Annotated in this window: 24 protein-coding genes and 1 riboswitch; of the genes, 12 read left to right on the top strand and 12 right to left on the bottom strand. The window is 71.7% G+C overall.

All coding sequences use genetic code 11. From position 1 onward, the window contains the following. Positions 1 to 15: 15 nt before the first annotated feature. From ACIBQX_RS02805 to ACIBQX_RS02795, 3 genes are read right to left on the bottom strand one after another with little or no spacing between them, the layout of a single operon-like run. Entirely contained in the window at positions 16 to 1,533 is a 1,518-nt protein-coding gene (locus ACIBQX_RS02805; protein WP_396999887.1) for an acyl-CoA synthetase, read from the bottom strand. 40 nt (positions 1,534 to 1,573) lie between these two features. Beyond that, entirely contained in the window at positions 1,574 to 2,719 is a 1,146-nt protein-coding gene (locus tag ACIBQX_RS02800; RefSeq protein WP_396999885.1) for a hypothetical protein, read from the bottom strand. A gap of 55 nt (positions 2,720 to 2,774) precedes the next feature. Then, the gene (locus tag ACIBQX_RS02795; RefSeq protein ID WP_396999883.1) at positions 2,775 to 3,809 is read right to left on the bottom strand and encodes a helix-turn-helix domain-containing protein; all 1,035 of its coding nucleotides are present in this window, start codon (positions 3,807 to 3,809) and stop codon (positions 2,775 to 2,777) included. A gap of 253 nt (positions 3,810 to 4,062) precedes the next feature. Here ACIBQX_RS02795 and ACIBQX_RS02790 point away from each other — a divergent pair, with 253 nt between their 5' ends. Next, the gene (locus tag ACIBQX_RS02790) at positions 4,063 to 4,317 is read left to right on the top strand and encodes a hypothetical protein (RefSeq protein WP_396999881.1); all 255 of its coding nucleotides are present in this window, start codon (positions 4,063 to 4,065) and stop codon (positions 4,315 to 4,317) included. Between the two features lie 11 nt (positions 4,318 to 4,328). On the opposite strand, the gene ACIBQX_RS02785 is transcribed toward ACIBQX_RS02790, so the two are convergent. The 5 genes from ACIBQX_RS02785 to ACIBQX_RS02765 all read right to left on the bottom strand — a co-directional run bounded on the left by ACIBQX_RS02785 (position 4,329) and on the right by ACIBQX_RS02765 (position 8,797). Continuing rightward, complete coding sequence (locus tag ACIBQX_RS02785) at positions 4,329 to 5,309, bottom strand: LLM class flavin-dependent oxidoreductase (RefSeq protein WP_396999880.1); 981 nt, start codon at positions 5,307 to 5,309, stop codon at positions 4,329 to 4,331. A gap of 19 nt (positions 5,310 to 5,328) precedes the next feature. Beyond that, a complete protein-coding gene (locus tag ACIBQX_RS02780) occupies positions 5,329 to 6,342 on the bottom strand; it encodes a hypothetical protein (protein WP_396999878.1) in 1,014 nt (337 codons plus the stop codon). After that, complete coding sequence (locus ACIBQX_RS02775) at positions 6,339 to 6,815, bottom strand: SigE family RNA polymerase sigma factor (RefSeq protein WP_396999876.1); 477 nt, start codon at positions 6,813 to 6,815, stop codon at positions 6,339 to 6,341. The genes ACIBQX_RS02780 and ACIBQX_RS02775 overlap by 4 nt, the downstream gene beginning before the upstream one ends. 129 nt (positions 6,816 to 6,944) lie before the next feature. Further along, the gene (locus tag ACIBQX_RS02770) at positions 6,945 to 7,922 is read right to left on the bottom strand and encodes an adenylate/guanylate cyclase domain-containing protein (protein ID WP_396999874.1); all 978 of its coding nucleotides are present in this window, start codon (positions 7,920 to 7,922) and stop codon (positions 6,945 to 6,947) included. A gap of 110 nt (positions 7,923 to 8,032) precedes the next feature. Continuing rightward, positions 8,033 to 8,797: a FadR/GntR family transcriptional regulator gene (locus tag ACIBQX_RS02765; protein WP_396999872.1), complete on the bottom strand. Its 765-nt coding sequence runs from the start codon at positions 8,795 to 8,797 to the stop codon at positions 8,033 to 8,035. Between the two features lie 86 nt (positions 8,798 to 8,883). Here ACIBQX_RS02765 and ACIBQX_RS02760 point away from each other — a divergent pair, with 86 nt between their 5' ends. The 10 genes from ACIBQX_RS02760 to ACIBQX_RS02715 all read left to right on the top strand — a co-directional run bounded on the left by ACIBQX_RS02760 (position 8,884) and on the right by ACIBQX_RS02715 (position 19,844). Continuing rightward, positions 8,884 to 10,383: an ABC transporter substrate-binding protein gene (locus ACIBQX_RS02760; RefSeq protein ID WP_396999870.1), complete on the top strand. Its 1,500-nt coding sequence runs from the start codon at positions 8,884 to 8,886 to the stop codon at positions 10,381 to 10,383. Then, complete coding sequence (locus tag ACIBQX_RS02755) at positions 10,380 to 11,327, top strand: ABC transporter permease (protein ID WP_396999868.1); 948 nt, start codon at positions 10,380 to 10,382, stop codon at positions 11,325 to 11,327. Before ACIBQX_RS02760 ends, ACIBQX_RS02755 begins: the two co-directional genes overlap by 4 nt. Next, positions 11,324 to 12,166, top strand: a complete 843-nt coding sequence (locus ACIBQX_RS02750) for an ABC transporter permease (RefSeq protein ID WP_396999866.1) — start codon at positions 11,324 to 11,326, stop codon at positions 12,164 to 12,166. Before ACIBQX_RS02755 ends, ACIBQX_RS02750 begins: the two co-directional genes overlap by 4 nt. Then, positions 12,163 to 13,101 carry an ABC transporter ATP-binding protein gene (locus ACIBQX_RS02745; protein WP_396999864.1) on the top strand — a complete coding sequence of 313 codons (939 nt, stop codon included), beginning with the start codon at positions 12,163 to 12,165 and terminating at the stop codon, positions 13,099 to 13,101. Before ACIBQX_RS02750 ends, ACIBQX_RS02745 begins: the two co-directional genes overlap by 4 nt. Continuing rightward, positions 13,064 to 13,864, top strand: a complete 801-nt coding sequence (locus ACIBQX_RS02740; RefSeq protein ID WP_396999862.1) for an ATP-binding cassette domain-containing protein — start codon at positions 13,064 to 13,066, stop codon at positions 13,862 to 13,864. Before ACIBQX_RS02745 ends, ACIBQX_RS02740 begins: the two co-directional genes overlap by 38 nt. Beyond that, positions 13,861 to 15,039: a M20 family metallopeptidase gene (locus ACIBQX_RS02735; protein WP_396999860.1), complete on the top strand. Its 1,179-nt coding sequence runs from the start codon at positions 13,861 to 13,863 to the stop codon at positions 15,037 to 15,039. Before ACIBQX_RS02740 ends, ACIBQX_RS02735 begins: the two co-directional genes overlap by 4 nt. Next, on the top strand, positions 15,039 to 16,283 hold the full coding sequence (locus tag ACIBQX_RS02730; RefSeq protein WP_396999858.1) for a P1 family peptidase: 1,245 nt from the start codon (positions 15,039 to 15,041) through the stop codon (positions 16,281 to 16,283). Before ACIBQX_RS02735 ends, ACIBQX_RS02730 begins: the two co-directional genes overlap by 1 nt. Before the next feature lie 112 nt (positions 16,284 to 16,395). Next, positions 16,396 to 17,823, top strand: a complete 1,428-nt coding sequence (locus ACIBQX_RS02725; RefSeq protein WP_396999856.1) for an aldehyde dehydrogenase family protein — start codon at positions 16,396 to 16,398, stop codon at positions 17,821 to 17,823. Between the two features lie 231 nt (positions 17,824 to 18,054). Then, a riboswitch (cyclic di-AMP (ydaO/yuaA leader) is annotated at positions 18,055 to 18,202 on the top strand. Positions 18,203 to 18,213: 11 nt separating this feature from the next. Next, positions 18,214 to 18,870, top strand: coding sequence for a CHAP domain-containing protein (locus tag ACIBQX_RS02720; protein WP_396999854.1), 657 nt, complete (start codon positions 18,214 to 18,216; stop codon positions 18,868 to 18,870). A gap of 134 nt (positions 18,871 to 19,004) precedes the next feature. Continuing rightward, entirely contained in the window at positions 19,005 to 19,844 is an 840-nt protein-coding gene (locus tag ACIBQX_RS02715; protein WP_396999852.1) for a fumarylacetoacetate hydrolase family protein, read from the top strand. 4 nt (positions 19,845 to 19,848) lie between these two features. Here ACIBQX_RS02715 and ACIBQX_RS02710 read toward each other — a convergent pair whose 3' ends face one another. From ACIBQX_RS02710 to ACIBQX_RS02700, 3 genes are all read right to left on the bottom strand, one after another. Then, the gene (locus ACIBQX_RS02710) at positions 19,849 to 20,613 is read right to left on the bottom strand and encodes an SDR family NAD(P)-dependent oxidoreductase (protein WP_396999850.1); all 765 of its coding nucleotides are present in this window, start codon (positions 20,611 to 20,613) and stop codon (positions 19,849 to 19,851) included. 71 nt (positions 20,614 to 20,684) lie between these two features. Then, positions 20,685 to 21,851: a MalY/PatB family protein gene (locus ACIBQX_RS02705; RefSeq protein WP_396999848.1), complete on the bottom strand. Its 1,167-nt coding sequence runs from the start codon at positions 21,849 to 21,851 to the stop codon at positions 20,685 to 20,687. Beyond that, positions 21,848 to 22,321 carry a DUF664 domain-containing protein gene (locus tag ACIBQX_RS02700; protein WP_396999846.1) on the bottom strand — a complete coding sequence of 158 codons (474 nt, stop codon included), beginning with the start codon at positions 22,319 to 22,321 and terminating at the stop codon, positions 21,848 to 21,850. The genes ACIBQX_RS02705 and ACIBQX_RS02700 overlap by 4 nt, the downstream gene beginning before the upstream one ends. A 102-nt stretch (positions 22,322 to 22,423) precedes the next feature. On the opposite strand from ACIBQX_RS02700, the gene ACIBQX_RS02695 reads away from it, so the two are divergent. Continuing rightward, complete coding sequence (locus tag ACIBQX_RS02695; RefSeq protein WP_396999844.1) at positions 22,424 to 22,978, top strand: CGNR zinc finger domain-containing protein; 555 nt, start codon at positions 22,424 to 22,426, stop codon at positions 22,976 to 22,978. Positions 22,979 to 22,993: 15 nt separating this feature from the next. Here ACIBQX_RS02695 and ACIBQX_RS02690 read toward each other — a convergent pair whose 3' ends face one another. After that, on the bottom strand, positions 22,994 to 23,548 hold the full coding sequence (locus ACIBQX_RS02690; RefSeq protein WP_396999842.1) for a GNAT family N-acetyltransferase: 555 nt from the start codon (positions 23,546 to 23,548) through the stop codon (positions 22,994 to 22,996). Positions 23,549 to 23,617 lie beyond the last annotated feature (69 nt).

Raw genomic sequence — 23,617 nt, 5'->3', positions numbered from 1 at the left:
GGGTCCCGGGCCGGATCAGAACGCCTCGCGGAGCTCTCGCTTGAGCACCTTGCCGCTGGCGTTCTTGGGCAGCGCCGCCACGAACTCCACCCGCTTCGGCGTCTTGAACGGCGCCAGGCGCTCGCGCAGGAACGCGGTGAGCTCCCCGGCGGTGAGGGTCGCGTCCGCGCGCAGCACGACGGCGGCCGTCACCGCCTCGATCCATCGCTCGTCCGGCATCCCGAACACCGCCGCCTCCGCGACCGCCGGATGCTGGTAGATGGCCTCCTCCACCTCCCGGCTCGCCACGTTCTCGCCACCGGACTTGATCATGTCCTTCTTCCTGTCGACCACCGACAGGTAACCGTCGGCGTCCATCACGCCCAGGTCGCCGCTGTGGAACCAGCCGCCCCTGAACGCCTCCGCCGTCCTGTCCGGGTCGTTCCAGTAGCCGAGCATGGCGTGCGGACTGCGGTGCACGATCTCGCCCACCACCCCCGGCGGCACCGGCTCGCCGAGGTCGTCGACGATCCTCGTCTCGACGTTCAGCGCCGGCCGACCGGCAGAGCCGAGCCTGGTCAGCTGCTCGTCCGGCCCCAGGATCGTGGCCACCGGCGCCATCTCCGTCTGGCCGTAGAAGTTGAACAGCCGCACCTCCGGCAACCTGGCCGCGATCTCCTTCAGCACCTCCACCGGCATGATGGAGGCGCCGTAGTAGCCCTTGCGCAGCGACGACAGGTCCCGCCGGTCGAAGTCGGTGTGGCGCAGCAGGCCGATCCAGACCGTCGGCGGGCAGAACAGCTTCGTCGCGCCCTCCGCCTCGATCGCCGCCAGGATCGCGGCCGGGTCCGCGCCGGGCAGCACGATGTTGGTGGCGCCCAGATAGATCCCCGGGGTCAGGAAGCAGTGCAGCTGCGCGCAGTGGTAGAGCGGCAGCGCGTGCACCTCTACGTCCGCGCCGCTCATCTCACCGTCGACGACGCAGGTCACGTACTGGGAGACGAGGCTCCTGCTGGACAGCGTGGCGCCCTTGGGGCGGGACTCGGTGCCGCTGGTGTACATGAGCTGGATCGGGTCGTCGTCGCCGATCTCCACCTGCGGCTCGGCGTCGTCGTCGTGCGCCATCCAGTCCGCGACCGGCTCCCAGCCCTCGGCCCGCCCGATCACCCCGCGCACCGTCACGCGGTCGCTCACCGCCCGCGCCGCGACCGGCGCCAGGGCCTCCTCCACCAGCATCCCGGTCGCGCCGGAATGCTCCAGGATGTACGCCACCTCGTCGGCACCCAGCATGAAGTTGATCGGCACGGAGATAGCGCCCAGCCGGGCCAGGGCGAAGTAGGTCACCACGAAGGCGTGGTGGTTGTGCGACAGGACGGCGAACCGGTCGCCCTTGCCCACCCCGCGCTCGGCCAGGGCGTTGGCGGTGCGGTTCACCACCTGGTCCAGGTCGGCGTAGCTCTGGCGCAGATCGCCGTACACGATCGCGGTCTTGGCGGGGAACCGGGCGGCGGTACGCCGCAAGAGGTCACCGATGGCATGCTGGCGAGTGGTCATCCAGGCACATCCTCACTAGGCCGAACTATGTTCGGTGATCCTAGTCTCCTCGCCGCGCGCTTCCCAGAGCTCGTTTGCGGGTACGCAGATGCACGTTCGTGGCCGGATGGCCGGGGCGCGCGAGCAGGCGCAGCGCCTGGCGGACGGATCCGGCGCGGGGGAGACACTCCACGAAGTCCCGCCACACCTTGAGATCGGATCGCCACGCGTCGACATAGCGGGAGCACAGGTCGGGCCGGATGAGCATGAGCCGCCCCAGCGAGGCCCGCAGCGCCTCCTCCACGCGCCGCCGCTCACCGTGGCCGAGGTTCGCCCCGGGGAGGCGGTCGAGGATGCCGAGGATGAACCGGCGCCGTCTGGCCAGGAACTCCGTCCAGTGCGGGTCGTGCGCCTCGTCGATGGTCCGGCCCTCGTCCAGCAGCCAGAAGATGCCCTCGGCGAGCACGTCGCCGAACTCCTCCTTCCTCGCCCGGTCGGGGGTGCGGAAAGGATCGTAGGGTGCCTGCCTCACCTGACCGGTCACGGCCAACGGCCGCAGCCCATCCGATTCGAGCATATAAAACCAGTCTTCATTATAAATATCGGGGAAAAAGGAGATATTTCGGCTTATCTCCACGGCGAGTGCGCCGCCCCCGATGAAACTCTCCTGTTCTCCGCCAACGGCACGATAGGCGTGGCATACGACGGAATTATCGGGAAATCCGCCAATTGACAGCCCGACCGCGTCGAAGTCGTCGAGCAGCCCGGCCGCCTGCCGGAGATCGTCGGGCGCGCCGACCTCGATGTCGTCGTCCAGGAAGACGATCCGCTCCCAGCCCAGCACTCTCGCCAGGGCGAGCGCCAGGTTGCGCTTGGCCGCCGTGTCGGTGCCCCGGCGGAAGACGGCCGGCAGGACCGACGACGTCTCGAAGCGAGGCAGGATCAGCGACTCCACGCTCGTGAGGTCGATGGCGATGATCTCCGCCTCGGGGTCCGCCAGGGCGCGCACCCGCGCCGCGTCGGTCCACTTCCCGCTGCAGAGCGCCACCAGGGGGCACCCCAGCTCCACCGACAGCCGGACGGCGTGCTGGAGATACAGGCTGGGGCGGGCGGTCGGCACCACGATCGCGTCGATCCTGGCGTGGCTCGCGGGCGCGCCGGCGGACGGCAGCAGGTGCCTGTGGGAGGCGTGATGATCGCTCGACATCAGGGAAACACTTCTTGAGCTCCAGGGCGGCGGCCGGGACGGTGACGGGACTGCGCTATTCAGGCCATTCGACGAGTCTCGACGCCTCGGCCGACCAGTCGGGCGTGATGACGAGACCGCTGAGCACGGAGACCCGGCTGAGGATCGCGTAGGACCGCTGATCGCCGAAACGCCGAATGAGGAATTCGGCGTTCCGGTCCCTGAACCGGCTGTCGGTAAGAGCTCGTACCACACCCAGGGTGCCGCGCCCGTACATGCCATTGCAAATGGTGAGGGTGCGTTTCCTGTTGAACGGATTGGGGCCCCGATAGAACAGCGCCACGTCCTCGTGCAGTTGCCCGTCCGACAGCTTGGGCCCGTAGCGCTCGGTCCCGGCCGAGAAGTACGCGCCCGCTTCGCCGTTCCAGTCGTTGACCTGCTTCACCGGCAGGCCGAGCTGGTAGAAGACGTCCGTGGTGACGTCGTTCCAGTCGACCCCGCCGAGGAGCACCAGATGCGTGGTGAGATCGTCCGGCTCCAGCTCCTTCGCCGTGTGCCGTCTCACCTCGCTCGCCGGGTTGCACGCGCGGATGTGGCCGTGCAGCTCGAACAGGGCGTCGAGGTCGGCGTAGGTGTAGAGCTCGATGTAGTCGGGGTCGTCCGGGTCGACGTACGGCATCCGCGCTAACAGCTCCGGCGGGAGCCGCCCGCAGACGATGGTGACGGGCTTGCCGTCGCCGAACTGCCAGGGGTCCGCGGCCGGCTGGACCGGCTCCGCGCCGGCCTGGCCGAGCGCGGTGGCGCGCAGGCTGAGCAGTTCCAGCAGAAGCCCGTCGCGGAGCTGGAGCTCCTCGTCGGTCAGGTCGCCCTCGTCCAGCGGGGTGAGCTCGCCGTCCCGGATCGAGCGGGGTGTGCAGAAGAGGGTGGCGTAGGCGTGCAGGCGCGAGGCCGGCGGCACCTTCGGCGCGGTCGACGACTCCCACGACGAGATGAGCGGCACGCTGACGTCCAGCGCACGGGCCAGCTGCGGCTGGGTGATCCGCATGTCAGGCCACCGGCTGATACGCAGCGAGCGGAGCCGCTGCCCTAGGGCTTGACCGGAACTCGCCATGAGGACACCCCCATCTGACTTCAGTGCCTTCAGTTAATCTCTACTGATGCTGCGAAGCGCAGCCTATATCCCCAGGCCAGCCCTGGAACAGTGGATTCGCGCTACAACAAAGTCATCATTGTAGGCCAGATGCGTCCGCATTGCCCGGGATTAACCGAACCTCAGTCCGGGCATGAAAACTTTAGGAGCTGCTGTAGCTCTGCTAAAGGTTAACTAAATCTTCATCGCGGCGCGTCAACCACTGGGACTCGACATGCTCGTAACCACACTCTTGTCCGCCGACATGACGACGGGCATCGCCAGCCCCGAAGGCGTCGCCGCCGCGCGCGGCTTCCTCTACCTCTGCGCCCTGCTCGCCATCTGGGCGCTCGTCCTCGCCGTCCGCCAGGTGGCCAGGGCCGTCACCACCCTGCTCCGCATCCTGCTCGTGGTCACCGCCATCGCCGCGCTCGGCGCGGCGGCCGTCGCGATCATCGGGCAGGTCGCGCTCAGCATCGGGCTCTCCTGAGCGGCCACCGGTCAGGCGAGCCCGGCCAGGCGGCGGTAGGAGTCGAGCCGTTCGTCCAGGTCGTAGGTGTTCATCGTCACCAGCACCTCGTCGGCCCCCGTCACCTCCACCAGATCACGCAGCCGCATGCCCACCTCGTGCTCGGTGCCGCTGATCTGACCCTTGCGCGACTCCTCGAACAGCGCCCGCTCCCGCTCGGTCATCTCCATCCGGACGACCTCCTGCGCGGGCAGCAGCGGGGGGAAGACGCCATGGGTCCGCGAGTGCGCCGTCGACCACGCCTCCGGCACCTGCAGCAGCGCCGCGCGCTCCGCCGTCTCGCCGACCGCGATGTTCGCCGCCACCATCACGTACGGCGCGGCCGCCCACGCCGAAGGCCGGAAGGCGGTCCGGTAGCGGCCGATCGCCTCGCGGAGCCGATCGCCGCCTCCGCCGATCACCAGCGGCAGGCCGTGCTCGGCGGCCACGTCCGCGCCCGCCCCCATGGCCAGCACGAACACCTCGGGGCGCAGGCCCTCGGCGGGCACCGCGTGCACGCCCTCCCGCCCGCCGGTGAAGAAGCCGAGCAGCTCCGCCAGCTGGTCGCCGAAGCGGTCGGCGGCGTCCTTGTCGTGGCCGAGGGCCCTGCGGATGCCGCCGGTGAAGCCCACCGAGCGGCCCAGTCCCATGTCGACGCGGCCGGGGTGCAGCGACTCCAGGACGCCGAACTGCTCGGCGACCACCAGCGGGCGGTGGTTGGGCAGCATCACGCCGCCGGTGCCGACCCGGATGCGAACGGTGGCCCCCGCGACGGCGGCGGCCAGCACGGTCGGGGCCGAGCCCGCCACGCCCGGCACGCTGTGGTGCTCGGCGACCCAGAACCGGTGGTAGCCGAGCTCCTCGGCCTGCCGCGCGAACCGCACGGTCTCGCGCAGCGCGGCCGCCGGGTGGTGCCCCTGCCGGACGAGGGAGCGGTCGAGGATCGAGAGCCTGGTCACGTATCTGTGCAACACGGATCAGACGGAAATGTTCCTACTTGCTGTAGAGGCCGAAGGACCAGCGGACGGGGCGGTTGGTGCTCTCCCCGATCATGCTGATCCTGACGGTGACGACCATGCGCTCACCCTTGGGCACGGCGGGGAACTCGGTCATCGCCATCGGGAACGGGCCCTTCTTCCATTCGGCGCAGGTGGTGCTCTGCGGTGCGCCGCCCAGGCCCGTGGACGTGTGCACGAGCAGCCGTGAGGCCAGGTCACCGCCGCAGATCTGCTCGAAGGCGAGCTTGCGCCCGGTGCCCGCGATCTCGAAGCGCGCCGTGGTGTCCCGCGGCCAGACGCCGGTCTTCGAGGTCGTCAGCTCCCAGCCGTCCAGCCGCCGGGGCAGGTCCTTGACCGGGCCCGGCTCGACCGGCTGGGCGGGGGGCGTCCACTCGTACACGGCCAGGGACCAGTCTCCGCGCTCCGCCTTCACCGGCTCGCAGGGCCCGCCCGAGCGGGCCCGCACGCAGGCCGTGCCTCGTGTCGTCGTGTCGAAGGTGACCGTCACCTCCCCGGCGGTCGCGGGCACGGGCAGCGGGTGGAGCTGCATGGCCTTCGTGCACCCTCTGAAGCCGATCGGCGTGGTTCGCGCGCCGGCCGACACCCGTAGCGGGCCGGCGTCCGCCCCTTCGCAGACGCCCGCCACGTCCAGCGGCCTGCCGGAGAACGGGACCGTGACGACGGCCTTGCCGTCACCGGCCGCCTCGATGGCCGTCGTCGCGACGCGCCGGTACTCGGTGCCGTCCGGGGCGGTGAAGCGCTCGGGCAGCTTCGCGACGGCACCGGTGGCGATGGTGGCCTTCTGCGGCTGCTCGGCCGCGCCGGGCACCAGCCAGGCGCCGAACAGCACCGCCGCCGCCGTCACGCTCGCCGCCGCGCCACCCGCCACCCGCCTGCGCCGGCGGATCCTGCGGATGTGCGCGCCGACCTGCTCGGGGCGCGCCGGGTTCGCCGGCGACGGGCCCTCGGCCCGCTCACGCAGGACGTCCCGCAGATCTTGTACGGTCATCGCCGCAGCTCCTTCACGATCGTCTCGTCCACCCGCAGTTTGGCCAGCGCCTTGGCCGTCTGGCTCTTGACCGTGCCGGTGCCGCAGCCCACCAGCCGGGCCACCTCCGCCACCGGCAGGTCCTCGTAGAAGCGCAGCACGATCACCGCCCGCTGCTTGGCGGGCAGCCTCCCCACGGCGTCCCAGAGCTCGTCATCGGGCAGCGCGTCGACGCTGGGCGTGTCGGGCAGGCTGTCACTCGGCAGCTCACGGCGCCACCTGCGGCGCCACCAGGACGTGTACGTGGTCACCAGCACCCGGCGGACGTAGGACTCGGGCTCGTCCACGCCCGGCCAGGCGAACCACGCCTTGGCCAGCGACTCCTGCAGCAGGTCCTCGGCGATCGCCCAGTCGTGGGTGAGGAGATAGGCCGTGCGTAACAGCCGGTCGGACCTCGCGATCACGAAGTCCTGAAATATCGCCCTGTCTGCCAATGGATCGCCTTTCCCGTCAGAGCTCGCGACGGTACAGACGCATCCAGGCCGGTTCCGGGTTGCCCGAGCGCGGGAAAGGGCGGGAAGCGCGCCGCCCCCGCGCACCGGTCAGCCGGCCCCGCGCACCGGTCAGCCGGCCCCCGGGCGGTCCACGGCCCTGGTCACGGTGAACGGGGCGAGTTCGCCGAGTCCCCGGACCGACAGGCGGTCGACGCAGCGCAGCATGAACGCCCGGTCGCCGTCGAGCTCCTTGGCCAGCTCCGGGTCGGCGAGGATCGTGTCGGGCCGGGCGAGCGCGGTGAGCCTGCTGGCGAGGTTGACCGTGGTGCCGAACACGTCGCCCATCCGCCAGATGACCGGCCCGGCCGCCAGGCCCACCCGCAGCTCGGGCATGCCCTTGTCCCTGGCGTGCGCCTCCAGGAGCAGCAGCCCGATCTCCGCCGCCGTGTGCGACGTGTCGGCCACGAACAGCACCGAGTCGCCGAGCGTCTTGATCACCCGGCCGCCGTTGGAGGTCACCACGTCGGCGGAGCGCGCCTCGAACGTGTCGACCAGGGTGGCCAGCTCGGTCTCGGTGATCTGCCTGCTCAGCCGGGTGAACCCGACCAGGTCGGCGAAGCCGACGGCCAGCCGTACCGTGCTCATGTCCTGCACGGCCAGCCGCCCGGCGGCGGCGGCGAGCTGGCGCTGCCAGGAGTAGACCAGCAGCCGCGCGAGGTCCGGCACCACCAGCTCGGCCCGCCTGCGCCAGGCCCTGGGCCGCTCGGCCAGCGGCACGCCGGCCTGGTCCAGCGCCTCAAGGCCGATCTCGGCCTGCGACTCGGCCAGCCGCGTCGCGGCCCTGCCGAGGGAGCGGGCGATCTGCAGCACGTGCTCCTCGTCGTAGACGCCGGAGCTGACCATGCCGAGCAGCGTCTTGAGCGCCACCACGTCGGACTCGGTGAACTCCACGGCTTCGTCGGCCACGTTGGCGAACCCGAGCGCCCGCCAGAACCGCCTGGCCCGGTAGACGGGCACGCCCGCCATCTCGGCGACCTGGTGGCTGGTGTAGCGGCGAGGCTCGCGTAGGAACGCCTCCGCCACGTCGCTGGTCTCCTCCTCGGCCACGGGTGCAAGATAACACTCCCACCAGGCGTTCAGCACAGACACGACTCTTGTGACGTAAGGGATTTCTCTGGCGGAGGGCGGAGGGCGGAGGGCGCGCGTCGGCCGGGCGGCTACTCCAGCAGGGTCCGCAGCGCGGGCCGCTCCTCCTCGGGCACGTAGCCGACGTAGTAGTCGTACATCGCCTGCCGGGACAGCCGCGCCGCCAGCTGGCCCGCGCCGGCGCGGATCGCCGCCAGCACGTCCTCGTGGTGGCGGATCGTCTGCCGCATGAGAGCCTCCCGGTCGGCCGCCGCCGCGAGCTTCTCGGCGATCAGGTCGAGGACGATCGACCTGACCACATCCGTACAGATCTGGATGAGCTTGTTGCGGCTGGCCCGCGCCACCGCGTCGTGGAAGGCCACGTCGGCGGCGCTGAACTCGTCGTAGCCGGCGGAGGCGGACGCGGTGACCGCCGCGCGCATGCGCTCGATCGCGCTCTCCATCTCCGTCAGCTCCTCGCCGGTGCGCAGCCGCGCGGCCAGCAGGTTGGCCGAGGCGTCCAGCACCATCCGGAACTGCACCAGCTCGCCCAGCGACAGCTCGTCCACCCGGGCCAGCGTGGTCATCGACTTGTGTAATGCGGCGGGGGAGAAGGGCAGCACCTCGGCGCCGTGCGGATCGCCGGGGCGGGACCTGACCAGCCCGCGGGCCTGCAGCACGCGCAGCGCCTCGCGGACGGTGGAGCGGCTCACGGCGAACTGCGCCATCAGCTCACGCTCGCTGGGCAGCCGCTCCCCGGGCTGCAGCGAGCCGGACTCGACGGCCTCCTCGATCTGCTCCACGATCCGCTCGTACGCGCGAACGGTTCGCACCGGCTCGAACCGTGGACCACCCATGAAAGCCCCCTTGACCTCAGCCCTCGGGGGCTGGCAAGGTGCAGCCTACTGGTCAGACCAGTGCACTAGCCAGGAGGCTGAAAGACATGAGGCGAGTCGGGACATGGATCGCCGTGGGCGGTCTCCTGCTGAGCATGAGCGCCTGCGGCGGGGGCGGCGGAAGCTCGGAGAGCACCGGTGAGCAGCCCGCCAAGGCGGAGGCGCTCTCCGTCGGATTCGTGGCCGAGCCCGCCAACCTGGACTTCACGGCGACCGAGGGCGCGGCCATCCCGCAGGCGCTGCTGGTCAACGTCTACGAGGGCCTGGTCAAGCTGGACCAGGACGGCAAGATCCAGCCGCTGCTCGCCGAGAAGTGGGAGGTGTCGGAGGACCGCAAGACCTACACCTTCACCCTGCGCGAAGGCGTCACCTTCACCAACGGCGCCCCCTTCACCGCCGACGACGTGGTCTTCTCGCTCGACCGGGTCCAGTCCGACTGGAAGCTGAAGATCAAGTCGCAGCTCGACATGGTCGAGGACGTCGAGAAGAAGGACGACACCACCGCCGTCGTCACCCTCGACCGGCCCAGCAACGGCTTCCTCTACACCATGGCCACCCGGCTCGGCGCGATGTTCAGCCGCACCGGCGTCGCGGACCTGGCCAACCAGCCCGTCGGCACCGGCCCCTACAAGCTGGGCGAATGGCGGCGCGGCGACTCCATCCGGCTGGACGCCAACACCTCCTACTGGGGCACGAAACCGGCGATCCCCGGCGTGACGCTCAAGTACTTCAAGGACGCCACGGCGATGAACAACGCGCTGCTGACCGGCGGCATCGACGTCATCTCCAGCGTCCAGGCGCCCGAGTCGCTGCAGCAGTTCGCCGACCCCGGCCGCTTCGAGACGATCGAGGGCAGCACCAACGGCGAGGTGGTGCTGTCGATGAACAACGCCCGCCCGCCGTTCGACGACGAGAAGGTACGCCAGGCCGTCCGGCACGCCATCGACCACCAGGCGCTGCTCGACACCGCCTGGGCCGGTCGCGGGCAGCTCATCGGCTCGATGGTCCCGCCCACCGACCCCTGGTACGAGGACCGCACCGGCGACTACCCCTACGACGTGGCCAAGGCCAAGGAGTTGCTCGGCGGCAAGACGTACACCGTCAAGATGCGCATCCCCAACCTCCCCTACGCCGTGGCCGCCGCGCAGGTGGTCAAGTCGCAGCTCGCCCAGGTGGGCATCACCGCCGACATCGAGCCGCTGGAGTTCCCCGCGCGCTGGCTCGACCTGGTCTTCACCAAGGGTGACTACGACCTGTCGATCATCAACCACGTCGAGCCGCGCGACATGAGCATCTTCGCCAACAAGACCTACTACTTCGGTTACGACAACCCGGAGTACGGCAAGCTGCTCGCCTCCGCCGACCAGGGCAGCGAGCAGCAGCAGATCGAGGACCTCAAGCAGGCCGCCAAGCTGCTGTCCGAGGACGCCGCCGCCGACTGGCTGTTCGGCTTCCCGAACCTGATCGTGGCCAAGAAGGGCATCACCGGGCTGCCGAAGAACGCCATCTCCGAGTCCTTCGACTTCACCGGGCTCGCCAAGCAGTGATCCTCTACCTCCTGAGACGGCTGGTGGTGTTCGTCGCGAGCACCGCCGTCGCCGGGGTGCTGGTGTTCGCCTTCATGGCCGTGCTCCCCGGCGATCCCGCCGAGGTCGCGCTGGGCGTCAACGCGACGCCCGACGCCGTGGCGGCGCTGCGTGAGCAGTTCGGCACCGACCGGCCTGCCGTCACGCAGTTCTTCGACTGGTTCGGCGGGCTCGTCACCGGCGACTTCGGCACCTCCTACGTGACCAGTTCGCCGATCGGGCCGCAGATCGCCGACCGCCTCGGCGTCACCGCGGTGCTGGTGCTCGGCGGCATGGTCATCGCGCTGGTCATCGCCGTGCCGGCGGGGACGTTCGCGGCGGTGCACCACCGCAACCCGCTCGGCGCCGCCATCAGCGCCTTCAGCCAGGTCGGCATCGCCGTCCCGGCCTTCCTGGCGGGCATCCTGCTGGTGTTCGTCTTCGCCGTGCAGGCACAGGCGCTGCCGTCCGGCGGCTACGTGCCCATCGCCGACGACCCCGTCGAGTGGCTGCGCAGCCTGCTGCTGCCCTGGCTGTCGCTCGGCCTCGTCCAGGGAGCCGTGCTGACCCGATACGTCCGCTCGGCGGTGCTGGACGTGATGCGCGAGGACTACCTGCGCACCGCCCGCGCCAAGGGCAGGGGCCGGATGGGCGCCCTGTGGCGGCACGGCCTGCGCAACGCCTCCATCCCCGTGATCACGGTGCTCGGCCTGCAACTGGCCACGCTGCTCATCGGCGCGGTCGTGGTCGAGCGCGTCTTCGTCATCCCCGGCCTGGGCGACCTGCTGCTGAACGGCGTCGCGGGGCGCGACCTGCTGCTCGTCCAGGGCGTCGTCATGGTGCTGGTGGCAGCCGTCCTGCTGATCAACTTCCTGGTGGACGTGGCCTACGCCGCGCTCGACCCGCGGCTGCGGGGGGCACGATGAGGGGCCGGATCAACGCGGGCCTGATCACCGGGGGCGTCCTGGTCGGCCTCGTGGTGCTGCTGGCGCTGCTGTCGTTCGTGTGGACGCCGCACGACCCCGTGCTCGTCGACGCGGCCGGCAAGCTGCGCGACCCCGGCGGCGGCTACCTGCTCGGCGCCGACAAGTTCGGCCGCGACACCTTCAGCCAGCTCATGGTGGGCGCCCGCACCACCCTCTACGTCGGCGTGGTGGCCGTCGGCATCGCCGCCGTCATCGGCACGCCGCTCGGCGTCATCGCCGGGATGACGTCGGGCTCCGGCAGGCTCGGCTGGCTGTCCGAGCTGATCATGCGGGTCAACGACCTCGTCTTCGCCTTCCCCGCGCTGCTGCTGGCCATCATGCTCGGCGCCGTCTACGGGGCCGGCACGCTCACCGCCATGATCGCCATCGGCGTGGCCACGGTGCCCGCCTTCGCCCGCGTGTCCAGGGCCGCCACGATGCAGGTCATGGTGACCGACTACATCCTCGCCGCGCGGGCGGCCGGGCGGCGGCGCACCGCCGTGGCGCTGCGTCACGTGCTGCCGAACATCTCCTCCGTGCTGATCGTCCAGGCGTCGGTGTCGTTCGCCATCGCGATCCTGGCCGAGGCGGCGCTGTCGTTCCTCGGCTTCGGCACCCGCCCGCCGATCCCGTCGTGGGGCCGGATGCTCCAGGAGTCGCAGGAACTGCTGTTCTCCACGCCCCGCCTGGCGCTCTGGCCCGGGATGGCGATCGCGCTGGCGGTGCTCGGCTTCAACCTGCTCGGCGACGGCCTGCGTGACTATCTGGACCCCAAGCTCAGGAAGATCGGGGAGCGGTGAGCGACCGAGTGAGCACGTTGAGCGTTGAGGGGCTCACCGTCCGGGCCGGCTCGATCGAGCTGGTCCGGGACGTGTCGTTCGAGATCGGCCCCGGCGAGCGGGTCGGGCTGATCGGCGAGTCCGGCTCCGGCAAGTCGCTGACCGCGCTGTCGCTCATGGGCCTGCTGCCCGAGGGCGTGCACGCCGCCGGCCGCGCCCGCGTACGCGACCGCGACCTGGTGGGCGTCCCCGAGCGGCGGCTGAAGGACCTGCGCGGCCAGGACGTGTCCATGGTGTTCCAGGAGCCGATGACCGCGCTCAACCCGCTCATGCGGGTCGGCGCGCAGGTCGCCGAGGTCATGACCCTGCACGGCAGGCCCGCCGGCCAGGCCCGCGCCCGCGCCGTCGAGCTGCTCGGCCGGGTACGCCTGCCGCAGCCGGAACAGGTGGCCCGCGCCTACCCCCACCAGCTCTCCGGCGGCCAGCGCCAGCGCGTCATGCTCGCCATCGCCCTGGCCAACGAGCCCGGCCTGCTCATCTGCGACGAGCCGACCACCGCGCTCGACGTGACCGTGCAGAAGCAGATGCTCGACCTGATCGCCGAGGTGGCGCCGGCCCTGCTGTTCATCACCCACGACCTGGCCGTGGTCGCCTCGGTGTGCGAGCGGGTCCTGGTCATGTACGGCGGGCGGGTGGTGGAGAGCGGCCCGATCCGCGAGGTCTTCGGCAACCCCCGGCACCGCTACACCGAAGGCCTGCTGGCCGCCTCCAAGCTGACACCGCGCGGCACCAGGCTGCCCACCATCGCCGGCAACGTCCCCCCGGCGGGACACTTCCCCGGCGGCTGCGTCTTCAGAAACCGCTGCCCGCACGCCACCGCGACCTGCGAGCGGGAGCCCGCGCTGACAGGAGAGGGCCATGCCCACGCATGCTGGCACCCCGCTGATCGAGGCTGAGAACCTCAGCCGCGTCTACCATCGGCCGCGCACCTCGCTCACCAAGCCGGCCCAGGCGGTGTACGCCCTGCGCCGGGTGTCGCTGACCGTGCGCCGAGGCGAGCGGTTCGGCATCGTCGGCGAGTCCGGCTCCGGCAAGTCCACCCTGCTGCGCCTGCTGTGCGCGCTCGACCAGCCCACCAGCGGCTCCATCCGCTTCGACGGCCAGGAGATCACCGGCAGGCCGGAGCGGCGGCTGCGCTTCCTGCGGCAGAGCCTGCAGATCGTCTTCCAGGACCCGATGAGCTCGCTCGACCCCCGCATGCGGGTGCGTGACCTCGTCGCCGAGCCGCTCGTCGCCCTCGGCGAGCCTGTCGGCGGGCGGGTCGCCGAGCTGCTCGACCAGGTCGGGCTGCCCGCCTCCGCCGCCGACCGCTACCCCCACCAGTTCTCCGGCGGGCAGCGCCAGCGCATCGCCATCGCCCGCGCGCTCGCCCCCCGCCCCAAGGTGCTGGTCGCCGACGAGCCGGTCAGCGCATTGGACGTGTCCGTACGCGGGCAGATACTCAACCTGCTGGCCGACCTGGTCGACGAGCTGGGCCTCACCCTCGTCTTCGTCTCGCACGACCTGTCCGTCGTACGGCATGTCTGCGAGACGGTGGCGGTGATGCACAGCGGCGAGATCGTGGAGACCGGAGCCGTCGACGACATCTGGGCCGAGCCACGCCACGCCTACACGCGCACGCTGCTGCGGGCCGTACCCACGCTGGAGGGATTTCTGTGATCGAGGTGGACGCCCGCGGGGTGGTCGAGTTCACTCAGGCGCTGGTCCGCGTGCCGAGCACCAACGACCCGGCGCGCGGGCGCAGCGAGCAGGCCGCCGCCGACCTGGTCGCCGCCAAGATGCGCGAGTGGGGCTGGCAGCCGAGCGTGTACGAGGCCGCCCCCGGCCGGCCGAACGTGGTCGCCGTCGTCGAAGGCGGCGGCGGGGACGGGCCGACGCTGATGTTCGAGGGCCACACCGACGTCGTCACCGAAGGCGACCTGTCCACCTGGACGGTGGACCCGTTCGGCGGCGAGATCCGCGACGGCAGGCTGTGGGGGCGGGGCAGCGCCGACATGAAGTCCGGCCTGGCCGCCACCCTCTACGCCACCCGGGCGCTGCAACTGGCTGGACCGTTCCCGGGGCGGATCAAGGTGTGCGCGCTGGCCGACGAGGAAGGTCTCATGCTGGGGGCCCACCACTTCGTCGCCGAAGGGCTCGGCGCCGACGTGGACGGCGCGATCGTGGCCGAGCCCGAGGCCGGTGAGATCTGCGCCGTCGCCAAGGGGGCGCTGCGGCTGCGGGTCGACCTCACCGGCAAGATGGCGCACGGCGCGATGCCGCAGCACGGCCGCAACCCCATCCAGGCGGTGGGCGCCCTGCTGACCGGGCTGCGTGCGCTGGAGCGGGATCTGCAGGAGCGCCACCCCGCCCACGAGCACCTCGGCGAGGTGTACGTGACCCCCACCGTGGTCCGCGCCGGCACCGAGGAGCAGGTCAACGTCATCCCCGCGACCGCCTCCGTCTTCGTCGACGTTCGCACCATCCCCGGCCTGGCGCACCAGGCGGTCGCCGACCGCGTCGCCGACCTGGCCGCCTGGGACGGGATCACCGCCGAGGTGTCCGTCCTGGTCGACCGGCCGCCCGTGGACGTCCCCGTCGACGACCCGGTGGTCGCCGCGCTCGCCGCCGCCCACCGCGACGTCACCGGCGCCGAGCCCGTCTACGGCGGCGTCCCCGGCTCCACCGACGGCACCGTACTCACCCACTGGGGCGGCATCCCGTCCGTCGTCTACGGGCCCGGCGGCAAGTGGATCGCCCACCAGTCGGACGAGTACGTCGAGGTGGCCGAGATCGTCCAGTGCACCCGCGTCTTCGCCGAAGCGGCCCGCCGTTTCCTCACCCGGAGCCGGTGATGAGCGGCCCGGACGGCCCTTCGCTCCCCGGCCCCGCCAACTCGCTGCAGGACGTCGCGGGTCTCCGCGTCGGCCACGCCCAGCGGACCGGTGACGGCTACCTCACCGGCACCACCGTCGTCCTGGCCCCGCCCGGCGGCATGGTCGCCGGAGTGGACGTGCGCGGCGCGGCCCCCGGCACCCGCGAGACCGAGCTCCTGGACCCGCGCAACCTGGTCGAGCGCGCGCACGCCATCGTCCTGTCGGGCGGCAGCGCCTACGGGCTGAGCGCGGCCTGCGGCGTCATGGACCGGCTCGCGGACGGCGGCGTCGGCTTCCCGGTGGAGGGCGGCGTCGTCCCCATCGTCCCGGCCGCCGTCATCTACGACCTCGGCAGAGGCACCCGCTTCCGCGCCACCCCGGACGCCGCCTTCGGCCACGCCGCCTACGACGCGGCCACGTCCTCTCCAGACCCCCTCGGCCAGGCCTTTCCAGGGGCCGGCCGTGGGAAGGAGGGCGGTGGCGCTCCGGGCGAATCCAGCGGAGTGGCGGCCCGGGCGAATGAGGGCGGTAGCGCTCTAGGGGGATCCATCGGGGCCGGCACCGGCGCCATGGCGGGCGGGCTCGCCGGGGGGATCGGGGGCGCGAGCGTCGTGCTGCCCTCGGGGGTGACCGTGGCCGCGCTCGCGGTGGTCAACGCCGCCGGGTCCGTCCTCGATCCGGGGACCGGGGTCCTGTCCGGCGCCCGTTACGGGCTTCCCGGCGAGTTCGACCACCTGGGGGAGCCGTCGGCGGAGGAGGTCGCCGCCTGGCGGCCCGCCGGGGTGACCTCGCTCAACACCACCATCGGCGTCGTCGCCACCGACCTGACCCTTACCAAGGCCCAGTGCGGCAAGCTCGCCGGGGTCGCGCACGACGGGCTCGCCCGAGCCATCCGCCCCGCGCACACGATGGTCGACGGCGACACCGTCTTCGCCGTCTCCACCTGCGCCCTGCCCCCGCCACAACCCGGCCGGACCCCGTACGGATCCCGCCCCGCCGCCGTGAACGGGCCTGGACCTGGTGGGAAGTTCCAGGACGGCGCCGTACGTCGAGCGCCCTGGGACGGTACGGCGCCCGAGGGGGTGCACCTGCACGACCTGCTCGCCGCCGGGGCCGATGTGTTCAGCCGGGCCGTGGCGCACGCGGTGCTGGCCGCGACCGGGCGGGCGGGCGCGCCCGCGTATCTCGACGTGTTCCCGAGCGCCCTTCGGCGAACGCCATGACCCGATCGCCATGACCCGATCGCCATGACCCGATCGCCATGACCCGATCGCCATGACCCGATCGCCATGACCCGCATGCCATGACTCGATCGCCAGGACAAAGGGGGAAACAGTGACTTACGCAGGCTCGTGGCCGTCCGGCCTTCCGGTGGGGGAGGGGTGGGCCGAAGCCCCGGCGTACGCTGACGTGATCTTCCCGTACGACGGCTCCGTCGTGATGAGCGCGCCCGTGGGGGACGCGGCGCTGGCGGCGCGGGCCGTGGAGGAGGCGCTCGCGGTCGCGCCCGCGATGGCCGCGCTGCCGTCGCACGCGCGCCGCGCCGCGCTGACGAGCGCGCACGACGCGGTCGCCGAGCGGCGCGAGGAGTTCGAGCGGCTGCTCGTGCTGGAGACCGGCAAGCCGCTGGTGGACTGCCGGGTCGAGGTGGCGCGCACGCTCGTCACCCTGGCCACCGCCGCCGAAGAGGTGGCGAGGCTGCACGGTGAGACGGTGCCGCTGGACCTGATGCCGTCGGGAGAGGGGCTGATCGGGTTCTGGACGCGGCGACCCATCGGCGTGGTGGCCGGAATCACCGGCTTCAACTATCCGCTGCTGCTGGCCGCGCACAAGATCGCTCCGGCGCTGGCGGCCGGCTGCCCGGTCATCGTCAAGCCGGCTCCCGCCACGCCGCTGGCCACGCTCTGGCTGGTGCATCTGCTGCGCTCGGCGGGCGTGCTGCCCGCCGCCGCGGTGCAGCTCGTCACCGGGGACGTGGAGGTCGGCCGCACGCTGGTGGAGGACCGGCGGATCGGCGCCGTGTCGTTCACCGGCTCGGCCGCCGCGGGGCACGCCATCGCCCGCGCCGCCGCCCCCACCAAGGTGCTGCTGGAGCTGGGCTCGAACGCCGCCCTCGTGGTCGCCGCAGACGCCGACCTGGAGGCCGCCGCCGACGCCGTGGTGCGCGGCGGCTACTACGCCTCGGGGCAGGCGTGCATCTCGGTGCAGCGGGTGCTGGTCGAGGAGGCGGTGCACGAGAAGTTCCTCGGGCTGCTCGCCGCGCGCATGAAGGACGTCGCCGTGGGCGATCCGCGCTCGCCCGGGACGCGGGTGGCGCCGCTCATCGACCCGGCGGCGACGGACCGGGTGCTGGACTGGATCGGATCCTCCGGCGCCAGGCTCGTCACCGGCGGCGTGCGTGACGGCCGGGCCATCGCGCCGACCGTGCTGGCCGACGTGCCCGGCGGGGCCGCCGCCTGGGACGAGGAGATCTTCGGTCCTGTGGTGTGCGTACGGCCGGTGCCCGACCTGGACGCCGCCTTCGCCACGGTCAACGCCTCCCGGTACGGCCTGCACGCCTCGGTCTTCACCCGCTCCCTGGCCACGGCGTTCGCGGCGATCGAGCGCATCGAGGCCGGGGGAGTGGTGGTGAACGAGGTGCCGGGCTTCCGCGCCGACAACATGCCCTACGGCGGCGTCAAGGACTCCGGCATCGGCCGGGAGGGCCCTCGGTTCGCCATCGAGGAGTTCACCGTCACCCGAATGGCGATCATCCGGCCCTGAATGGGCGCTTTTCTGTCCTCGTCAAACCCGGAGAAAGGTAAAGAATGGAGGGCTGAATCCCTTGCGTGACAGGGGATTCCGTGAGGGAGTCAAGCCCTGCACTTGCATCGTTCTATGCCGTTCACTTACCTTTGAGTCATCCGCGGTACACGCCAGGGTCTTTCACATGCCCGCGTGGCCGTTGCAATCGCCGAGACCGTGGCTGACCTGTGCCTCTGTTCGATCACAGGTCTGCCGCGGCCGCCGAATCCGCGAAACTCGCGAAACCGGGGACCCACGTATTTCTGGGGTGAATCGGTTGCTCTCTCCTGAGGCATCCGTAGGGCACTTCCACGCCCGAACCCGTCAGCTAACCCGGTAGGCGGCATGGAAGTAAGGAGCACCCCCAGAATGGCAAAGAACATCCTCAAGCGCGCTTATAGCCGGTCCAACATCGTCACCTTCGCTCTTGGACTGAGCGTCGCCGCCGGCGCCACCCTGGGCGGCACCGCCGCCATGGCGGCCGAGCACCCGTCGCAGCAGAAGGCGGTCCCCGTCGCCGAGACCGGCAAGGTCAGCACGCAGACCCTGCTGCGGGTCGCCGAGTCCCAGATCGGTGTGAAGGAGAACGCGGCAGGCGGCGGCACGCCGTACCACAGCTGGTACATGTCCTCCCCGCGCGCCACCGAGACCCTGGCCCGCGACGGCGGCGGCCGGCCGCAGCTGTACGCCAACGCCCCGTGGTGCGCGATGTTCGTCTCCTGGGTCGGTGAGAAGGCCGGCGCCCGGACCTCGGTCGGCTGGGACGCCTACACCGTCACCTACGCCGACTGGTTCAAGGCCAACCAGCGCTGGGGCACCGTCGCCAAGCCCGGCTCCGTGGTCTTCTACGACTGGAACGGCGCCAAGACCACCAGCGCCATCGACCACGTCGGCCTGGTCAAGAAGGACAACGGCGACGGCACGATCACCACGATCGAGGGCAACACCGGCAACGGCAAGGTCGAGGAGCGGGTCCGTCCCACGTCGCAGGTCGTCGGGTACGGCTACCCCGAGTTCGCGGCCTGACGCGGGCACAGCACCGGAAAAGCGCTTGAGTAGGCTGCCGGACATGGCGAGCCCGGCGCGGGCACGCCGTGACCTGGACGGGCCCCGGCCGGGGCCCTGACCGGGAGCACTGTTCGCTTGACAGGAAGGCGCTCATGCACCTCGTTCGTTGCTCTCGTTCCTCCCGCTGGGCGGTGCGCGCCGCGGGCGGCGACCGCGCGCTGCCCGCCGGCTTCTCGCTCGGCGACGCGCTCTCCGCCGACCTCGATCACTTCCGTACGCTGCTCGAAGCGGCTTCCGAGCCGATCGACGAGGTGACGCCCGCCGCGCCCGTCGATCCCGACACCGAGGTGTGGGCGGCCGGCGTCACCTACCGGCAGTCCCGCGAGGCCAGGGTCGAGGAGAGCACCGAGCCCGACATCTACCAGCGGGTCTACGACGCCGAGCGCCCCGAGCTGTTCTTCAAGTCGATCGGCCGGCGGGTGCGTGCGCATGACGAGGCCATCGGCGTGCGGCCCGACTCCACCTGGGACGTCCCCGAGCCGGAGCTGGCCGTGGTCGTCACGGCCAGCGGCGAGATCGCCGGCTACACCGTCTGCGACGACGTCAGCTCCCGTTCCATCGAGGGGGAGAACCCGCTCTACCTCCCGCAGGCCAAGATGTTCGCCGGCGCCACCGCGCTCGGCCCCGGCATCCGCCCCGCCTGGGAGGTCCCCGACCCGTACGCCCTGGAGATCGAGATGACGATCTTCCGTGGCGGCGAGGTCACCTGGGAGGGCACGGCCGCCACCTCGCAGCTCCACCGCCGCCTCGACGACCTGGTCGGCTACCTGTTCCGGGCCGACCGGCACCCTCGGGGCGTGATCCTGTCCACCGGCACCGGCCTGGTGCCCGGCCAGGACTTCACCCTGACGCCGGGCGACCGGGTGCGGATCCGGGTCGACGAGGTCGGGACGCTCGCCAACGACGTGCTGCCCGCCATGGAGATCCGCTGACGGCTCACCGGGGCGGGTCGAAGCGGCCGTCCACGGCGGTCCAGCCGCCGTCCACGTAGAGCACCGAGCCGGTGACGAAGCCGGCGGCGTCGCCGGCCAGGTAGACCACCGCGCCGGCCATCTCCTCGGCGGTGGCCCAGCGGCCCAGCGCGCTCTTGGCCGCGTACGCGTCGTACCAGGCGGGGTCGTCCTTGATCTGCTGGGTCAGGGGCGTCTCCACCACGCCCGGCGCGATCGCGTTGACCCGCACCCCGTGCGGGCCGAACTCGGCCGCCGCGGTGCGCAGCAGTTGCACGAGCCCGGCCTTCGTCGCCGAATAGACGCTCTGGCCGGGCTCGGTCACGCTGGCGCGGATGGACGCGAAGCCGATGATCGAGCCCCCGCCCCGCGCCACCATGCCCGCGCCGAAGGCCCGCAGCACCTCGAACGAGGCGCGCAGGTTGAGGTGCACGACCCGGTCGAACTCCTCGCTGGAGTAGTCCAGCAGCCGCTTGCGCACGTTGGTGGCGGCGGTGAACACCAGGACGTCGGCGGGGATCTCGTCGGCGCATGCCCGGACCGCCTCGGTGTCCAGCACGTCGAGCAGCCGCGCCGTGCCGCCGCACTGCCCGGCGGTGTCCTGCGCGGCCGCCAGGTCCTTGTCCGCGCACACCACCGAGGCGCCGTGCGCGGCCAGGGCGAGCGCCGCCTCCCTGCCGATGCCGCTCCCGGCGCCGATGACCACCGCACGCCGCCCGTCCAGGCGGAACAACCGCTCGTATGCCGTCATGGGAAGCACCTTAACGACTGGTCTGACCAGTGCACCAGGTGCCCTGGCATGCGTCTTCCCGTAGGTGGCGGTCAGAGGGCCGCGAGGCGGGCCAGGATCTCCCGCAGCAGGGACGGGCTGGTGGCGAAGTTGAGCCGGGCGAACGCGGCGCAGTCGACATCGGTGCCCTGGGCGAACTCCGCCCCCTCGCTGAGCTTGACCCGCGCCCTGTTGAGCACGTGCTCGGCCGGTGCGCCGGCGCCGATCGGCGTGCCGGTGAAGTCGAACCAGCTCAGATAGGTCGCCTCCGGCGAGTGGTAGCGCAGGTCCCACGGCAGCGCCGCCGCCCACTCGGCGACGAGGCCCCGGTTGTGCTCCAGGGTGCGCATCAGCTCCGCGGACCAGGCGTCACCCTCGCGCCAGGCCGCCACGGTGGCGACCCGGCTCAGCGTGCTCGGCGTGCCGAAGTAGTCCAGCGGGGCCTCGGCCAGCGACCGATGCACCCGTTCAGCCCCGACGTGCGCGACGGCGCAGCGAAGCCCGGCGATGTTGAACGCCTTGGTGGCCGAGGTGGTGGTGATCGTGCGCGCCGCGGTCTCGTCGCCCAGCGAGGCGAACGGGATGTGCCGGGCGGGCCGGAACGTCAGGTCGGCGTGGATCTCGTCAGCCAGGACCACCAGGTCCAGCTCCGCGGCCACCTCGGCGAGCAGCGCCAGCTCGGCGCCGGTGAACACCCTGCCGGTGGGGTTGTGCGGGTTGACCAGCACCAGCATCCGGCAGCCCTGGGCGCGCAGCCGGTCGGCCAGGCCGTCGCCGTCGAAGTCCCAGCCCGCCTCCCGCCACCGCATCGGCAGCGGCACGACGCGCCGCCCCGACCTGACGATGCTCGCCAGGAACGGCGGATAGGCGGGCACGTGGATCGCGACGGCGTCGCCGGGCCGGGTCGCGTGCTCGATCATCACCTGCAGGACCTGGATGAGATCGGTGAACACGCGAGTTCGTCCCGGCTCCGGCCGCCAGCCGTGCCGGGTGGCCATCCGGTCCTCGAACGCCTCGATCACCGGATCCCCGTCCGGCCAGAACGGGTACCCGAAGTCCTGCCGTTCGGTGACCCGCAGGATGCTCTCCCGCACCGCGGGCGGGACCCCGAAATCCATGTCGGCGACCCAGGAACCGAGGGTGCCGGGCGGCAGCGAGCCCCATTTGACGCCATGGCCCGCGCGCAGCCGATCGACGTCCACGCGTTGGAAGGCGGTCATGCCCTGGCCCCCGCCCCGGCCAGGATGGCGTCCCGGATGATCTCCATCTGGCCGTGGTGCTGGGCGAGTTCCTCGTACACGTGCAGCAGCGCCGCGCCCTGGGTCAGTTCGCGGTCGGGGCCCAGGAAGCCGGGCGGCGGAGTGCCGCGCAGCGGGCCGGAGGGGACGGCGGCGTGCGCGTCCTCGGCCAGCGCGGCGCGCACCGCCGCCGCCCGGTCCAGCAGCGGGCGCACCGGGCCGGAGGCGGTGAACTCGGCGTCGCGGTCGCGCGCCACCTCACGCCCCGCCACCAGGGCGCCGGCCCAGTACGAGACCACGCCGAGGCAGTGGGTGAGCAGCGCGTACGGGCTGTTCGCGCCGGGGAGCGGCGGCCGGACGTTGGCGAGCTCGTCGCCGAGCCCTGCCACGATGCCGATCATGCCGTCCAGGGCCCGGCGGGTGAAATAGAGGTAGTCGTCGTCAGTGATCAATGCGAGCTCCGGGGACGGGCGACGACCTCCCGCGAGAGCGTCACCGGCTTGACAGGTGACGCCACCATTGCGCCCGCCCGCGTCACCTGTCAAGGTGGTGACATGGGTTTCGTGTTCGTCAGCGGCGACCTCGCCCTCGACCTGGTCGGGACGCTCAAGTGGCGGCGGAGCGATCCCGAGGAGCTGCTGGCCACGCCCGCCGATCTGGCCCGGTGGTCGGTCGAGGCCGGGGTTCTCAGCGAGGAGCCGCCGGTGGACGCCGCCGGGCTGCGGCGGACGGTGGCGCTGCGCGAGGTCGTCTACCGGCTGGCGCGCCACGCGATGGACGGCCGGCCCTGGCCGGAGGACGACCTGCACGAGCTCAACCGGGCGGCGGAAGGCCCGGCGCCCCGGACGACGCTCACCCCCTCGGGCATGATCCGCGTCGGCGACGTCACGGCGGTCGCCGCCGAGGTGGCCAGGACGGCCATCGCGCTCCTGGCCGGCCTCGATCGGTCGCGCATCCGCGAGTGCGGCCACCCCGACTGCACCCGGATCTTCATCGACCGGTCCCGGGCCGGCAACCGGCAGTGGTGCGGCATGGAGGAATGCGGCAATCGCGTCAAGGCGGCCAATTACCGCTCCCGGAAGAGCAGGGCCGTGACCGCCGACCGATAGGCATGCGCGTGCGTGCTACGCCGTGGCGGTGTCCCGGCTCGCCCGCCAGTCGTCGCGAAGCAGCTCGTACTCCACGTCGCCCTGCTCGGAGCCCTCGATGGTCTCCGGCCAGTCCTCGAAGAAGGTACGGACATGGCGCAGGCCGCACTTGGTCATGACGCGGCGGGAGCGGGTGTTGACGGTCATCGTGCGGGCGAAGACGCGGCGGGCGCCGAGCTCGGTGAAGGCCCTGTCGATGAGGGCGAGGGACCCCTCGGTGGCGTAGCCCCGGCCCCAGACCCGCTGGTGCAGCCGGTAGCCCAGCTCCAGCTCGTCGGCCGGGACGCCTTCGGGGGCCCGCAGGTGGAACCAGCCGGCGAACTCGCCGGTCGGGCGGACGATCGCGGCGAAGAAACCCGACGCGACGAACCTGGGCAGCGTCTCGCCGACGATCACCGCGCGGGGGATCGGCCGGCCGCCGTTGATCAGGCGGGTCACGGCGGGGTCGTTGTGCAGGTCGTACAGGGCGTCGGCGTCGGCGTCGGTGAAGCGACGCAGGATCAGGCGGTCGGTCTCGAGAACGGGGCGCACCGGTCGAACGGTAGCCAGTGGCCCCGCCCCGGCTCGACCTGTTTTCGCGCGAACGGCAGATGGCAGGAG

The organism is Nonomuraea sp. NPDC049714, assembly GCF_044465295.1.
Taxonomy (GTDB): Bacteria; Actinomycetota; Actinomycetes; order Streptosporangiales; family Streptosporangiaceae; genus Nonomuraea.
Note: the sequence above shows the minus strand (reverse complement) of the source record. Positions and strands in the feature narration are given on the sequence as shown.